The 14,335-nt window shown below is 62.6% G+C and carries 13 protein-coding genes; 5 read left to right on the forward strand and 8 right to left on the reverse strand.

Features of this window, described 5'->3' with window-relative positions; all coding sequences use genetic code 11:
* Nucleotides 1-126 precede the first annotated feature (126 nt).
* The 3 genes from PMX21_RS00005 to PMX21_RS00015 are packed head-to-tail and all read left to right on the forward strand — an operon-like array spanning nucleotide 127 to nucleotide 1,344.
* Nucleotides 127-447: a PadR family transcriptional regulator gene (locus PMX21_RS00005; RefSeq protein WP_271756960.1), complete on the forward strand. Its 321-nt coding sequence runs from the start codon at nucleotides 127-129 to the stop codon at nucleotides 445-447.
* Nucleotides 434-1,066, forward strand: coding sequence for a DUF1700 domain-containing protein (locus tag PMX21_RS00010; protein WP_195445899.1), 633 nt, complete (start codon nucleotides 434-436; stop codon nucleotides 1,064-1,066). The genes PMX21_RS00005 and PMX21_RS00010 overlap by 14 nt, the downstream gene beginning before the upstream one ends.
* 14 nt (nucleotides 1,067-1,080) lie before the next feature.
* On the forward strand, nucleotides 1,081-1,344 hold the full coding sequence (locus PMX21_RS00015; RefSeq protein ID WP_271756961.1) for a hypothetical protein: 264 nt from the start codon (nucleotides 1,081-1,083) through the stop codon (nucleotides 1,342-1,344).
* A 324-nt stretch (nucleotides 1,345-1,668) separates the two neighbouring features.
* Here PMX21_RS00015 and PMX21_RS00020 read toward each other — a convergent pair whose 3' ends face one another.
* The 7 genes from PMX21_RS00020 to PMX21_RS00050 form a co-directional block, all read right to left on the reverse strand.
* Nucleotides 1,669-3,045 (reverse strand): MFS transporter, encoded by a 1,377-nt coding sequence (locus PMX21_RS00020; protein WP_271756962.1) that lies wholly within the window; start codon nucleotides 3,043-3,045, stop codon nucleotides 1,669-1,671.
* A gap of 78 nt (nucleotides 3,046-3,123) precedes the next feature.
* Nucleotides 3,124-4,011 (reverse strand): AraC family transcriptional regulator, encoded by an 888-nt coding sequence (locus tag PMX21_RS00025; RefSeq protein ID WP_271742241.1) that lies wholly within the window; start codon nucleotides 4,009-4,011, stop codon nucleotides 3,124-3,126.
* 533 nt (nucleotides 4,012-4,544) lie between these two features.
* Nucleotides 4,545-5,258 (reverse strand): ABC transporter ATP-binding protein, encoded by a 714-nt coding sequence (locus PMX21_RS00030; RefSeq protein WP_006234438.1) that lies wholly within the window; start codon nucleotides 5,256-5,258, stop codon nucleotides 4,545-4,547.
* Complete coding sequence (locus PMX21_RS00035; protein WP_055310550.1) at nucleotides 5,259-6,119, reverse strand: ABC transporter ATP-binding protein; 861 nt, start codon at nucleotides 6,117-6,119, stop codon at nucleotides 5,259-5,261.
* Entirely contained in the window at nucleotides 6,109-7,188 is a 1,080-nt protein-coding gene (locus PMX21_RS00040; RefSeq protein ID WP_117758808.1) for a branched-chain amino acid ABC transporter permease, read from the reverse strand. The genes PMX21_RS00035 and PMX21_RS00040 overlap by 11 nt, the downstream gene beginning before the upstream one ends.
* Before the next feature lie 9 nt (nucleotides 7,189-7,197).
* A complete protein-coding gene (locus PMX21_RS00045) occupies nucleotides 7,198-8,079 on the reverse strand; it encodes a branched-chain amino acid ABC transporter permease (protein WP_099432746.1) in 882 nt (293 codons plus the stop codon).
* Nucleotides 8,080-8,218: 139 nt separating this feature from the next.
* Nucleotides 8,219-9,406, reverse strand: a complete 1,188-nt coding sequence (locus PMX21_RS00050) for an ABC transporter substrate-binding protein (RefSeq protein ID WP_253056501.1) — start codon at nucleotides 9,404-9,406, stop codon at nucleotides 8,219-8,221.
* Between the two features lie 581 nt (nucleotides 9,407-9,987).
* Between PMX21_RS00050 and PMX21_RS00055 the strand changes: the two genes are divergently transcribed.
* Entirely contained in the window at nucleotides 9,988-11,331 is a 1,344-nt protein-coding gene (locus PMX21_RS00055) for a homoserine dehydrogenase (protein ID WP_271756963.1), read from the forward strand.
* A 220-nt stretch (nucleotides 11,332-11,551) separates the two neighbouring features.
* Nucleotides 11,552-12,301, forward strand: coding sequence for an SDR family NAD(P)-dependent oxidoreductase (locus tag PMX21_RS00060; protein WP_271756964.1), 750 nt, complete (start codon nucleotides 11,552-11,554; stop codon nucleotides 12,299-12,301).
* Nucleotides 12,302-12,728: 427 nt separating this feature from the next.
* Here the strand turns inward: PMX21_RS00060 and PMX21_RS00065 are convergent, their stop codons facing one another.
* Entirely contained in the window at nucleotides 12,729-14,291 is a 1,563-nt protein-coding gene (locus PMX21_RS00065; RefSeq protein WP_271756965.1) for a cation:proton antiporter, read from the reverse strand.
* Nucleotides 14,292-14,335: the final 44 nt, after the last annotated feature.

Raw genomic sequence — 14,335 nt, forward strand, 5'->3', positions numbered from 1 at the left:
GTTGGGGACGTTCTTAAACGACTAGTCATTCAAGAACGTCCCCAACGACTACGACAACTGTTGACATCATATACTATGTGTCATATAGTAGGTGTTACACAGTATACTACGAAAGGAGGTGTGCGGATGGAGGCACAGATGAAGCGCGGCTTCCTCGAGGCCTGCGTACTCGCGGCCGTCTCGGGCGAGGAATCCTACGGCTATCAGATCGTAAAGGACGTGCCCGCGAGCATGGGGCTCACGGAGTCCACGCTCCATCCGTTGCTCAAGCGCCTGGAGAAGGCGGGGTGCATCACGGCGCGCTCCGCCGAGCACAACGGGCGGCTGCGAAGGTACTACCGCATCACGGACACCGGGCATGAGCGTATCGCCGAGTTCCTCGCCGAATGGCCATCCGTGCAGGAGATCTACCGTTACGTGAAGGGAGCGCACCATGACGCGCGATGAGTTCTTGAACCGGCTGGGCGAGCTTCTGGCCTGCCTGCCGGCAGATCAGGTAAAGGAAACGCAGGAGTTCTACGCGGAGGTCATCGCCGACCGTATGGAGGACGGCATGACGGAGGCCGAGGCTGTGGCCGCCATGGGCACGCTCGGTGAGGTCGCCGAGGCAACGCTCGACGAACTGCCCGCCGTGCCGCGCGCAATTGCGAGGACCAAGCGCAAGAGCACGGCGCTTCTATGGGCGCTCGCCATCGTGGGCTCTCCGGTATGGATTCCGCTGCTGCTCGCGTTCGTCGCCGTTGCCGCTACGGTCTACATCTGCATTTGGGTTCTTGCGCTCTGCGTGTGGATCGTGGCCGCGGCATTCGGGGGCGCGGGCGTGGTGGGGCTCCTGTTCGCCGTGGACGGCATCATTATCGTGCATGTTCCGTACGTTTTAACCTCGATGGGAATGGGATTCGCTTCCATCGGTGTGGCGCTTCTCGCGGGAGCCGGCGCCTGGACGGCGTCCAAGCAAATCGCGCGCCTCTCTGCCCTTTGGGCGAAGAAAGCCGTTTCGCCCTTCTGGAAAGATCGAGGCAATAAGAGCCGCAGGGTCGCTGAAGCGGCGCCGCTCACGGCATAGGAAGGAGTGCAAACATGTCCAGCGTAAAAAAGATTTACCTTGCCGTAGCGGGTGGGCTTGTTGCCACGGGGCTCGTCCTGGCTGCTATCGGATTTGTAGCCTCTGGCTTTAACCTCGCTGTGTTCAACACACAGATCGACCTGCGCGATGACACCATCATTCTGAGTGGTGTTGAAATAGACGACCCGACAGGACTTCCACTCATCGAGCAGCTTGCCGAGGTTGGCGAGATCCATATTGGATCTGCAACGACCGGTTCGTCTTCTCCTCGCACATGATCGAGCTCGTAGCAGCCATCCCCCTTCGGGCGCACCACGACGGGCGTGAGCACGCCGCGCTCGGAGCCTTTTTGCGAGACCTTCCGTCACGCTCTTCCTGCGTGGTGAACCGGTCATCGACCGACGGGAAGCTGATGGAAATTTCTCGACTTCGGGCCAATCCCGAAAGGCTGAGGAGATGTCGAGCATGACCTCATGACGGGGATGGCCCGGCGGCAATGCCGGGCCGCCCTCGGCAGCCGAGACTCCCCGCCCCGGCCCCGGGCAAGGGGCCGTCCCTTGCATCTCCATCCCGGTTGCGAAAGAGCCGAGAAGTGGCCGCGCCTACGAGGGGATCTCCCTCGGGATGAACCGCGACGCGACCAGGCCGGCGACGGCCGCCACGCACACCGCGCCGAACACCCCAGCCGTACCCGCGGCGGTCGCGGCGGGGGCAAGCATGCCGCACGCCGCAGTCGAGACGGTGCCGCCGAAGCCCCTGAAGAACATGGCCATGGAGGTGGCGCGCCCGGCGTCCGCCGGATCGGCGCCCGTCTGGGCGGCAAGGTTGGACACGGGCATGCCGATGCCGACGCCGAGACCCAGCACCGCCGCGACGGCGGTGCAGGAGGCGACCGCTAGCATCGGGGACATCGCAGAGAACGTCACCGACGCCGCAAGGACGACGGCGGATGACGCCGCCGCGATGGCGCGGAGCCGCCCGGTCGCGCGGAACGCCGCGCCGGATGTATTGCTGCCGACCATGAGGGCAAGCGTCATGGGAATGAGCACCGCGCCGGACGAGGCAGCGGCCATGCCCAGCCCCTCCTGGAGGAGCCTAGGCAGGTAGGAGACGCCCGCCATGAGGGCGAATTGGACGCAGAAGCCGGAGACGAACCCCGCTACGACCTGCCCGCGGCGAAACAGCCCCATGGGGACGGTCGGGGCGGCCTTGCCCCTCTCCACGCGGGAAAGGAGCGCGGCGCAGGCAACGGACAGCACGACGAGGGCGACGAACTGCGGCGAGGCCATGGGAAAGACGCTGCCCGCCAAGCTGAAGGCGAGGACGAGGCTCAGAACGCACAGCGAGGCGGCGACGCTCCCCGAGACGTCGAAGCCAACTACAGGGGCCCCGGGAGCCCTGCCGGGCAGGCAGCGCCCCGACAGGAACAGGGCGACGATCGAGATGGGGAGGTTGACGACGAAGATGACGTGCCAGGATAACCCCTGGGCGACGGCCCCGCCGATGACGGGCCCTACGACGCTCGCAATCCCGTACATGGCCGAAGCCGCCCCGAGGTACGGTCCCCTGTCCCTCGGGGCGAGCATCATCGCCGCGGCAATGAACACACCCGCCTCGAGAACGCCGCCGCCCACGCCCTGAAGCAGGCGGAACGCCGCCAGCGCCTCTATCGTCGGTGCGAGGGCGCACAGGACGGACGATGCGGCGAAGAGCGCGAGCCCCGCCACGTACACCCTCCAGAGGCCGAACGAGAACGCCAGCCCTCCGCACAGGAGGGTGGATACGGTGCTCGCCACGAGGTAGGCGGTAATCGGCCAGGCATAGTGGGCCTCCCCTCCGAGCGCCGCGGCGACGGTGGGCATGGCAGTGGCCACCACGGTCGAGTCGAGCGCCGCGACGAACAAGGCGAGCATGAGGCCCGCCACGGTCGACTTACCGACCGCCCCCGTCGCGGGGATGGACATCGGTTTTTCCTGCATGTTTCTTCCTCTCTACTCAGCGCCCGCCCGCGCGGGCACCGCGGGGCATCCCCCGCGTCAGACAAAAGGAAGGACGGGTCACCCCCTGGGCCTCCTCGCCACGGGCATCCAGATCTCGCTGCGATACCCTCTCGACGCGAAGTCGCCATGCGGGTACACCTCGAGGCTGACGTCGCCGGCGAGCTCGTAGCCCGAGGACGGGAGCCACTCGGAGAAGATTCTGCGGTAGTGCTCGGCGGTCGCGACGTCGCACGGCCCGGTGCAGCCGAACACGGCCCACGTGCCGGCGGGGACGTAAATCTCGTCCGCCCAGCCGGGGGCCTCCCCCGAGGACGCCACCGCTATCCGGTAGCTCGACTCCCCGCCCTCGGACACGTTGACCCCGAGAACCCCCTCGGGTCCCGAGCCATCGGCGAGGGCGAGCAGGGCCTCGATGCTCCCGGAGCGCGAGGCGCCACCCCAGAACCTCCCGAGCTCCTCTCTCCCCTCCTCCCCCATCTGGGCGAGGAGGCCCGCCTCGGACGGCCCGCACGGAAGCGACACCCCGACGAGGCGCATCCCGCCCCATGGGACGATCCTCCACGGCAGGGGCTCGGCGCCCGTGACGGTGAGGGAGAACGAAAGCCTCGGAAAGACCGAGAGCGGGGCGCCCGGGCGCTTCGCCTCGCTGGGCGAGATCCCGAGGGCGTCCCTGAACGCTCGGTTGAACGCGGTCGGGGAGCAGTAGCCGTACCGGACCGCGACGTCGACGACCCGCTCCCCGCGGGACAGGTCGAGCGCGGCGCGGGAGATGCGGCGCCGGCGCACGTACTCCCCGAGACCGATGCCGGCGATATAGGAGAACATCCTCCGGAACTGTCCCTCGGTGCAGGCGGCGAGCCGCGCCGCATGGGCGAGGTCGAGGTCCCCCTCGAGGTTCGCCTCTATGTAGTCCATCGCGTCGTTGAGGCCCTCTATCCAGCCCATCGGGTCACCATCCTTCCGAGAAGAGAGCATGGGGCAACAAGGCAGCGCAGTCCTCGCGTCCAAGGGGCGAATAATGAGAGTTTTTGATGACTGGCTCGTCGCCGACGGCCCGTCTCGATGATAGACCGTCGGCACGAGGATCCGACCCGCGAATGCCCGTTTTGCATTGTCAGGAACCTCGCTCAGGAGCACGCCATGAAGGAGGATGCCCGCCGCGCCGTGATGCGCGCGGCACACCAACGACGCGACAGCCGCGATCGAAAGCTGAGGAGGGACGTTAGCCACTGGGTTAGCAAGTAGCCCATTCCGTGCGCACAGCGCCAGGAACAGCGGCCCGCCCATCGATCATCTTGGACCATGGTACAGTCGCAGTAAGAGGACGGACAGCGGGCGTGCGCCAGGGCGAACAAATTGGCATGAAAAGAAGACGGCATAGACCTTCTGGTCATGCCGTCTTCTTTGAATGACTAGTTGTCGCTCTGGTGCCCGCGCAGCGTCGGCCGATTCGCCGTTCGGTAGAACGGCGGAACCGCCTAACCGCCCAGATAGGCTTTGCGCACGTTGTCGTCGTGCAGGAGCTCCTGGCCGGTGCCGGTCATGGTGATCTTGCCGGTCTCGAGCACGTAGCCGCGCGTGGCGATGGAAAGCGCCATCTGCGCGTTCTGCTCGACCAGAAGCACCGTGGTGCCGGCCTTGTGCAGGTCCTCGACAATCTGGAAGATCTGCTCGATCAGAATCGGCGCCAGGCCCATGGAGGGCTCGTCGAGCATAAGCAGCTTGGGGTTGCTCATAAGTGCGCGGCCCATAACGAGCATCTGCTGCTCGCCGCCCGAAAGGGTGCCGGCGACCTGACGGCGGCGCTCCTTAAGGCGCGGGAACTGCTCGTAGACGCGCTCAAGGCCCGGAGCAACCGTGGACTTGGGCTGCGTGTAGGCGCCCATCTCCAGGTTCTCCTCGACCGTCATCTGCAAAAAGGCGCGACGGCCCTCGGGGACCTGAGCCAAGCCCTTACCCACCAGCTTGTCGGCAGGCGTATGGGTAATGTCCTCGCCCATAAACTTGATGGAGCCGGTCTTGGAACGCAGCAGGCCCGAGACGGTCTTGAGCGTCGTGGACTTGCCGGCGCCGTTTGCGCCGATCAGGGCCACGATCTCGCCCTCGTTGACGTTAAAGGAGATGTCCTTGATGGCGTGGATAGCGCCGTACCAGACGTTGATGTTGTAGACGGAAAGCATCGGCTCTGCCATTTAGTTCTCCCCCTTATCCTGCTTGCCCAGATATGCCTCGATAACAGCGTCGTTGTTCTGGATTTCCTCCGCCGTACCCTTGGCGATAACCTTGCCAAAGTTAAGCACGCAGATGCCCTCGCAAATGTTCATAACGAGCGACATATCATGCTCGATAAGCATGATGGCAATGCCAAAGGTGTCGCGAATCTTGACGATGTTCTCCATGAGCTCCGCGGTCTCGGACGGGTTCATGCCGGCAGCAGGCTCGTCGAGCAGCAGTAGCTTGGGGTTGGTGGCAAGCGCGCGGACGATCTCCAGACGACGCTGAGCGCCGTAAGGCAGCGATCCGGCCTGCTCGTTTGCCAGATGCTCCATATCAAAGATGGACAGCAGCTCCATGGCGCGCTCGTGAGCAGCCTTCTCGTGCTTCCAATACGTCGGCAGGCGCAGCACGCCCTCAAAGCCGGAGTAACGCTCCTGGTTATGCAGGCCGACCTTGACGTTATCCTCCACCGTCATGGTGTTGAATAGGCGAATGTTCTGGAAGGTACGGGCAATACCCATGCGGTTGACCTGGTAGACCGACTTGCCCGAGGTGTCCTCGCCGTCGAGCAGGATGGTGCCATGCGTGGGCTGGTACACCTTGGTGAGCAGGTTGAAGACCGTGGTCTTGCCGGCGCCGTTGGGACCGATCAGACCGGCGATCTCGGTCTTGCCGATAGTCAGGCTAAAGTCGTCGACTGCCTTAAGGCCACCGAACTCAATGCCCAGGTGGATGCACTCGAGTGCAGGGCGCTCGCCCAGGTCACGATCGGGAACGATGGCGCCAGAAGGATACGGGACCATCTTGCCCTTCTTGAACTCAAATTTACTGGGCATCGGCTGCCACCTCCTTCTTGGAAGCAAAGCGGTCCTTGACGCGACCGAAGAACGCCTTGAGCTGCGGGTTGTTGGTAAAAATCATGACCAGGATCAGCACGATGGCATAGATGAGCATGCGGTAGTCCGAGAACTGACGGAGCAGCTCGGGAAGCACCGTAAGCAGCGCCGCCGCGATGACGGAGCCGCGCATATTGCCCAGGCCGCCCAGGACCACGAACACCAGGATGAGAATGGACGTGTTGAAGTCGAACTTGGTGGCGGAGAGCTGCGAGAAGTTACCGCCGAAGAGGGCTCCGGCAGCACCGGCGAGGGCAGCGGAAACCACGAAGGCGATCATGCGGTACTCGGTGACGGAGATGCCTACGGACTCGGCTGCAATCTTGTTATCGCGCACGGCCATAATGGCACGGCCGGTACGGCTGCGAACCAGGTTGAGCACGATCACGAGTGCGACCATGACCAGGATGGCACCGGCGAGGAAGGTCGAGTACGTCGACACGCCCGAGGCGCCCTGGGCTCCCTTAATGATGGCGGTGCCGTCCTCGAGCAGGTGCAGGTCGTCGATCGTAGAGTTGCCCGTGATGTTAAAGATCACGTGCAGGCCGCGGGAGTCGACGCCCACAATGAGGCAGGTGACGATCTCCTTGATGATCTCGCCAAAAGCCAGGGTCACGATAGCCAGGTAATCGCCGCTCAGGCGAAGGACCGGGATGCCGATCAAGAAGCCCAGGATAGCGGCAGCGATGGCGCCGACCACGATGCTGATGATAAGGCGCACCGGATCGGAGGGAACGGCGCTCTCGAGGGCGACCGCGGTGACGATGCCCGTGTAGGCGCCGACACTCATAAAGCCCGCATGGCCCAGCGACAAATCGCCCGCGATGCCGACGACAAGGTTGAGGGAAATGGCCATGACGATGTAGGCCGTGATGGGAACCAGCTGACCGGCGATCATGCGCGGAATCATGTGGTTGGACTGCATAAAGAACACGATGGCGAAGGCCACGATGCACATGGCGTACGTGACAAAGTCGTGACGCGTCTGCTTGTCTTTAAGAAACTTCATAACGCTCACCTACACCTTCTCGGGGACGTACTTGCCCAAGAGGCCGGCAGGCTTGACGAGCAGGACGATGATCAAAACACCAAAGACGATGGAGTTGGCAAGGCTCGTGGAAATGTAAGCCTGCGCCATCGCCTCGATGATGCCGATGAGAATGCCACCGACAAAGGCACCGGGGATGGAGCCGATGCCGCCGAAAACGGCAGCGTCGAAGGCCTTGATGCCAGGCATGGCGCCCGTGGTGGGCTGCAGGACCGGCGAGTAGGAGCACAGCAGCACGCCGGCGATGGCGGCAAGGGCGGAGCCGATGGCAAACGTCATCGAGATGGTGCGGTTGACGTTGATGCCCATGAGCTGAGCGGCGGCTTTGTCCTCGGACACGGCGCGCATGGCTTTGCCCATCTTGGTCTTACCTGTAAAGAACATCAGGCCGGCCATGATAACCAGGCAGGCGACGATGGTGACGAGCGAGACGGCGCTTACGTTGAACTTGGCCAAGAACTCCGGTACCTGGAAGGTGACGAGCGAAGTGAAGTTCTTGGGCGTGGCGCCCCACAGAAGCTGCGCGGCGTTCTGCAGGAAGTAAGACACGCCGATGGCCGTGATCAGAACGGCCAGAGGGCCTGCTTGGCGCAGCGGCTTATAGGCCAGACCCTCGATGAGAACACCGAGAACCGTGCAGACCACACAAGAGAGAACTACAGATGCCCAGCCCGGGAGGCCGAGATACGACGTGGCACAGAACGAGACATAGGCACCGACCATGATGACGTCGCCGTGAGCGAAGTTGAGCATCTTGGCGATACCGTAGACCATGGTGTAGCCCAACGCGATGATGGCGTAGACGCTGCCCATGGACAGGCCGTTGACCAGGTATTGGATAAAGACCGTCATGTTCCACATCCCCCTTTCGAATAGGTTTCCAGTTGATGTATGAAACAGGGACGTTACATCGTCCCTAGATACCAAGCAAGCAGGGAAGGCCAAAACCTCCCCTGCTTGGGATCAAAACCGCTCTATGTAAGGCGGCCTATTAGGCCTGTACGTACTTGCCGTCGGTAATGACGTACGCCGTCGGGTCCTTCTGGACCTGGCCCTTGTCGTTCCAGGAGAGCTTGCCAGTCAGACCGTCAACAGTAATGTTGCGCATAGCCTCGGGAAGCTTCTCGGCAACCTCGGTGGGGTCGGCGTCGACACCCAGGCCGGCCTCCTTGAGGGCCTCGACCACCGCATGCACGCCGTCGTAGGCGTCGGCGGCAAACTGGTCGGGGGTATCGCCGTACTTATCTTTGTAAGCGTTGACGAAGTCGGCGTTCTTCTCGTCGTCGGCGGAGAACGGGGTCATGAGCAGCAGACCCTCGGCAAGAGAGGTGTCGAAGCCCTCAACGCCCAGGATGCCGTCCATGCCGTCGCAGCCCATCATCTTGACGTCGTAGCCCATGTCCTTGGCGTTCTTGAGCAGGACGGACGCCGGCGTGTAGTAGATCGGCGCAAAGATCATGGTGGCGCCTGCCTGCTTGGCCTTGGTCAGCTGGTTGGTAAAGCTCGTGGCGGAGTCGTCCTTAAAGGTCTCCTCGTCGACAATCTCGAGCTTGGACTTAGCGGCCTGGGCCTTAAAGGAATCTGCGATGCCCGAAGAATAGGCGTCGCCGGAGTTATAGAACAGCACGAACTTCTCGTCCGCATACTTCTGCGCCAGGAACTTGGCAGCGTTGACACCCTGGTTGGGGTCGGTAAAGCAAACCTGGAAGACGCAATCCTTGCCCTTGGTAACGTCCTCGGAAGACGCGGACGGGGTGATCATGAACGTCTCGGGGTCGTTACCGCACTCTGCGGCAACGGCGACCGACGCACCCGTGGTGGTCGGACCGACGAGGGCCTGCATGCCCCAGTCGAGCAGGGTGTTGAAGGCGTTGACGGCCTTCTCGCCATCGGCCTGGTCGTCCTCGGCCTTGCTGACAAGCGGCAGCTCCTTAGTCGAGAAATCCTTGCAGCCAAGCTCGACAGCCTGTGTAACGGACTTGCCGTAGGACGCGTTGGCGCCGGTCAGCGGGCCGATGGTGCCGATCTTAAACGAAGCGTCGCCCGACGCGGAACCGCTGTCGCCGCCGTTGGAGGAGCAGCCAGCTAGAATGGACATCGCCCCCAGACCTGCTGCGCTCGCGATAACGCTCCTGCGATTCATAACAGGGTTCAATGACTTACCGGTGAGGCTCGACATGCGGCTCTCCTCTCAAATCTCGTCGGGTTTCGGTTACCCGACAGGCCATCCTTCGCCGTGTTCGGCGTTCGCAAAATAGTAGACGCTTTAGTTGAGAAAAGTGGCGATTATTTCAACTTTTCTTTTGTTTTGTCCATTTATCCATATTTGTGCGTATTTCTATCAGTTTATGCAGTTTAGTCACTTTATTGTGTGAAAGTAATGTTTCTGTTCTGTTACAAGCGTCCTCGCCCTGAATAAAACGGCCCCACCGGTCTCGTTATATGCACTTAGGCGGCGATGTACTTGCCGTCCTGAATCACATAGGCCGTAGTGGGCTTTTCGACCTGGCCCTTGTCATTCCACGCCGACGAGCGCCTGCATGCCCCAGTCGCACAGGGCAAACCTTATGGTACAAACGTTGACAGTTTGTTACGGAGTTTCGTTTGTAGCGAGCATGTTTCCAATGTTTCCGCAGCGTTTCGGGGGTGCCGTTTTGTGCGGCTCCTGTTGCCTGGCGAGCACGCGCCCTCGGTTCACGCTAGAATGCACTCAACCTTTAAGCGGTTAATCCATCCATAAGATGCACGAAGGAGCTATCTATGAGCGAACCCCTGCGCACCGTGAACGTCGGCCTCATCGGTCTGGGAACCGTCGGCGGTGGCGTGGCCCGTCTGATCAAGAGCCACCACGATGAGTACCTGGCAGCCTACGGCATCGACCTTAAGCTGACCCGCGCCTGCGCGCTTGCTTGGGAGCAGGCCGAGGCAGCCGGTATTGAGCGTGAGGCCTTTACGAGCGACTGGCACGACGTCGTCACCGACCCCGCCGTCGACATCGTCGTCGAGCTGATCGGCGGCGAGCATCCCGCAACCGAGATCTTTACCACCGCCTTCGAGAACGGCAAGCACGTCGTCTCTGCCAACAAGGCCCTGCTGGGCCGTCATGTCGAGACGCTCGCCGAGAAGGCGCGCGCATGCGGCGTGCAGATTAAGTGCGAGGCCAGCTGCGGCGGCGGCATCCCCATCGTGAGCACGCTCGAGCACGACTTGGTGGGCAACAAGGTCCTGACCATCGCCGGCATTCTCAACGGCACCACCAACTACATCCTGTCGCGCATGGACGCCGAGGGCGCCGATTACGCCGACGTGCTCGCCGACGCCCAGGCCAAGGGCTACGCCGAGGCCGACCCGTCCGCCGACGTCGACGGCTTCGACGCCGCCAGCAAGACGGCCATCCTCGCCTCCATCGGCTTTGGCACCCGCGTGACCACCGATGATGTGTACCAGCAGGGTATCCGTACCATCGGCGCCGAGGACATCGCCCAGGCCCGCGAGCTCGGCTACACCATTAAGCTGCTCGGCATCGCCCGCAACACCGACGCCGGCGTCGACGTTCGCGTGCACCCCACGCTGATCCCCGCCGACCACATGCTTGCCAAGGTCAACGGCGCCATGAACGCTGTCTACGTGGTAGGCGACGCCGTGGGCGAGACCATGTTCTACGGTGCCGGCGCAGGCTCCTTCCCCACCGCGAGCGCCGTCGTTGGCGATATCTTGTCGCTCTCCGAGCAGATCAGCCGCGGCGTGGCTCCGCTGCCCGAGATTGAGCCCTATGGTCACAACCTCGCCTTTAAGCCCATGGACGAGCTCCAAACTAAGTACTATGTGCGCCTGAAGGTCGCCGACCGCGTGGGCGCCCTGTCCGAAACGGTCGACATCTTTGCCAAGCACAACATCTCGATCTCGCTCATCAACCAGGTCGAGGACGGCAAGTCGGGCGTCAGCGATACCTGCTCGGTCATCTTCCTGACGCACTGCGCGCTCGAGAAGGACGTCCAGGCTGCCGCCGCCGAGCTTGCCAGCGTCGACTGCGTGGCCGAAGTCGCCAACGTCCTGCGCATCGAGGACGTCGAGGCCTGGACCGAAGGCGTCATGGCGAACTAGCCCGATTCTCGGCAAATCAAATAACGCATGAGGGGCTCCTATCCGATTGGATGGGAGCCCCTTTTTGCTACATCCTTTGAGCGAACTGGTCGACTAACGTTTGAACAACTTGACCGTTCGTCAACAACCGTGGATACCGTTTGCCGATATGCGACGGCAGCTGTATTTTGCCGCCGCTATGCTGTGCGGTGTATGTCCGCCCGCGATGAGAGGAAGCACCATGTTGCTCGAGGGCAAGAAAGCGATCATCACCGGAGGCACGCGCGGTATCGGCTATGCGATCGCCTGCCGTTTTATCGAGGAAGGCGCTGCCGTCACCGTCTTTGGCTCGCGCCAGGAGACTGCCGACGCGGCCGTTGAGAAGCTGACAGCCGCCTATCCCGACGCCAAGGTCTGGGGCCGTTCCTGCGACCTCACCTCACTCGAGGCCGTGACCGAGGCCTTTACGCAGGCCGCAGCCGACATGGGCGGTCTCGATACGGTCGTCAACAATGCCGGAATCTCCCAGCGCTCGCCCCTTTTGGACTACACGGCCGAGGAGTTCGCCAAAGTCATGGACCTCAACGTTGTCGCTGTCTTTAACGGTCACCAGGCGGCCGCCAAGATTATGACCGAGGCCGGCCACGGCGGCACCATCACCACCACGAGCTCGATGGTCGCCAAGTACGGCCAGCCCTCCGGCGTCGGTTACCCCACGTCCAAGTTTGCCGTCAACGGCATGGTCCAGTCGCTCTCGCGCGAGCTCGCCCCCGTGGGCATCCGCGTCAACGCCGTTGCCCCCGGCGTGACCAAGACCGATATGGTCGCCAACCTGCCCGAAGATGTTATTAAGCCCATCATCGCCACTATTCCGCTCGGCCGCATGGGCGAGCCCGAGGATGTCGCCAACGCCTTCGTTTTCCTAGCGAGCGACATGTCATCCTATGTCACGGGCGCCGTGCTCCCCGTCGACGGAGCCGCCCGCTCCTAAAGGTCGCAAGCCACGACTTCGAACCTCAACGAGGCCCAACGCAAAAGGCGCGCTGCCTGCATCAACCGCAGGCAGCGCGCCTTCTTCTGTTTTACCGGAAATCGTATCCCAGTATTCTGGCTCAGAACGGGACGCGGTTTCCCCCAGGACCTCCTTGCGGAAACTGTGTCCCGTTTTAGATGCCGATTCTGGGATGCAGTTTCCCCCAGAGCCCCTTGCGGAAACCGCATCCCACTCTGAGTGTCCATTCCGGGACACAGTTTCCCAACGGCCCCTGTTTCGGAAACCACATCCCGTTTCGCGCTTTCAGACCGGGATGCGCTTTCCCGCAGAACGTCGATGCGGAAAATGCATCCCACCCTGAGCGTTCATCCTGGGACGCAGTTTCCCAACGAAGATTGGCGCGAAGAAGGCGCGCTGCTATCGACTACTTACCGTCGTCGTCCTGGGCTTCATCGCGCGCGTAGAGCTCCAGCATGCGGCGGCGGTATTCGTGCACGGCGAGCTTGGCGCGCTCCAGGCGGCGGCGCTCACGCGGAGTCAGCTTGGACGGGTCGATCTCGTCGCCATAGGTCTTCTCGGCCAGCAAATGAGCGGCGTCCACGATACGGGCATCGATGTGCCCGCTTGCCGCCTCGGTCGAGAGGCGGTCGGCAATGGAATCAAGGGTAGGTATGCCGTCGAGCGAACGCCCATGTCCATGCGAGGTCAGCAGCTCGTGCTCGCGTGCGAGCAGGCTCGCCAAATCGTGATGGGCGCGCAAGATGTCGAGCGCATCGGATGGATGCTCGGCAACCTCTGCCACGGCAGCGACCGGTGCGGCGTCGACCACGCGGTAGAAGAGCTGCGCGAGCAGCGGCATCAAGAACACCGTGATGGCACCGGCGGCAACCATGACCGACGCAATATCTTGCGACAGCGCGCCCGCGTTGACGGCAACGCTCGTCACGGCAACGATGATCGGAAGCGCCGTGGTGCAGTACAGGGCCACGGTAATGCGGCCATACGCCGACACATCGCGCGTCGCAGGACAAATGCCCATAGAGACGAGGATGGGCACGGCACGAATAATCAGCAACGCCACGATAAAGCCCGCGAGCAAGCCCGGGCGCGACGCCACGGCCGTCAGGTCGATCTTTGCGCCCGATACGGTAAAGAACACCGGAATCAAAAAGCCGTAGGCCAGGCCGTCGAGCTTGGTCTCGAGCGTATGGTTGCCCTCGGGGATGATATAGCGCAGGACAAAGCCGGCGGCAAAAGAACCCAACACGATGTCGAGGTCAAAGATGGCCGAGAACGCCACGAGCGTGACCAGGATGAGCACCGTCAGACGCACGAAGGTCTGCGACGTGGTATCGGCGCGTTCCTCGACAAACGAAAAGAAGCGGCTGCCGACGCGCCTGGAACGACTTGGGACCACGGCCAGCAGCACGCAGACCACAGCAAACAGGCCAAGAATCACGAGCGTCTGGATGCCGGTGCGGGCAGACAGCAGCACCGACATGGCGAGCACGGGACCGAGCTCGCCCCAAGTGCCATACGCGAGAATCGAGTCGCCAACGCGCGTGCCGGTGAGCGAGCGCTCGCGCATGATGGGCACAAGCGTGCCGAGCGCCGTCGAAGTGAGGGCGAGCGTCACGGCAATACCGTCGAAATGGCTGACCGAGAACCACGGCGTAAAGCGCACGGCAAGCCAGGCGATGCCAAACGTAACGGCCCACGTCGCCAAGCCGTAGCGCCCCTCCACACCCGTAATGTTCTTAGGGTCGATCTCAAAGCCGGCAAGCAGGAACAAAAAGGCCAGACCCAGCTCGGACACCAGCGAGACCTCGGCATCCACATGGATAAGACCGAGCATATGCGGGCCCAGCACCGCGCCGAGCACGAGCAAAAAGACCGTCTCGGGAACGGGCTTTCCGGGAATCGCCGAAGCGATGAAGGGGCTTGCAAAGGCCACGAGTGCGATGATGGCGAGCGAAACAAATGCCATGTGATGCCTTTCTCTTGTTTGCGCTTCACTGTAGCACCCTCGCC

Origin of the sequence: Collinsella aerofaciens (assembly GCF_028209885.1) — a bacterium.
In the GTDB taxonomy this organism is placed as follows: Bacteria; Actinomycetota; Coriobacteriia; order Coriobacteriales; family Coriobacteriaceae; genus Collinsella; species Collinsella aerofaciens_BA.

Bases quoted from the DNA above. Each gene is read 5' to 3' on its own strand.
- PMX21_RS00005 (WP_271756960.1), top strand. From the start codon at position 127: ATGGAGGCACAGATGAAGCGCGGCTTCCTCGAGGCCTGCGTACTCGCG.
- PMX21_RS00010 (WP_195445899.1), top strand. From the start codon at position 434: ATGACGCGCGATGAGTTCTTGAACCGGCTGGGCGAGCTTCTGGCCTGC.
- PMX21_RS00015 (WP_271756961.1), top strand. From the start codon at position 1,081: ATGTCCAGCGTAAAAAAGATTTACCTTGCCGTAGCGGGTGGGCTTGTT.
- PMX21_RS00020 (WP_271756962.1), bottom strand. From the start codon at position 3,045: ATGCAGGAAAAACCGATGTCCATCCCCGCGACGGGGGCGGTCGGTAAG.
- PMX21_RS00025 (WP_271742241.1), bottom strand. From the start codon at position 4,011: ATGGGCTGGATAGAGGGCCTCAACGACGCGATGGACTACATAGAGGCG.
- PMX21_RS00030 (WP_006234438.1), bottom strand. From the start codon at position 5,258: ATGGCAGAGCCGATGCTTTCCGTCTACAACATCAACGTCTGGTACGGC.
- PMX21_RS00035 (WP_055310550.1), bottom strand. From the start codon at position 6,119: ATGCCCAGTAAATTTGAGTTCAAGAAGGGCAAGATGGTCCCGTATCCT.
- PMX21_RS00040 (WP_117758808.1), bottom strand. From the start codon at position 7,188: ATGAAGTTTCTTAAAGACAAGCAGACGCGTCACGACTTTGTCACGTAC.
- PMX21_RS00045 (WP_099432746.1), bottom strand. From the start codon at position 8,079: ATGACGGTCTTTATCCAATACCTGGTCAACGGCCTGTCCATGGGCAGC.
- PMX21_RS00050 (WP_253056501.1), bottom strand. From the start codon at position 9,406: ATGTCGAGCCTCACCGGTAAGTCATTGAACCCTGTTATGAATCGCAGG.
- PMX21_RS00055 (WP_271756963.1), top strand. From the start codon at position 9,988: ATGAGCGAACCCCTGCGCACCGTGAACGTCGGCCTCATCGGTCTGGGA.
- PMX21_RS00060 (WP_271756964.1), top strand. From the start codon at position 11,552: ATGTTGCTCGAGGGCAAGAAAGCGATCATCACCGGAGGCACGCGCGGT.
- PMX21_RS00065 (WP_271756965.1), bottom strand. From the start codon at position 14,291: ATGGCATTTGTTTCGCTCGCCATCATCGCACTCGTGGCCTTTGCAAGC.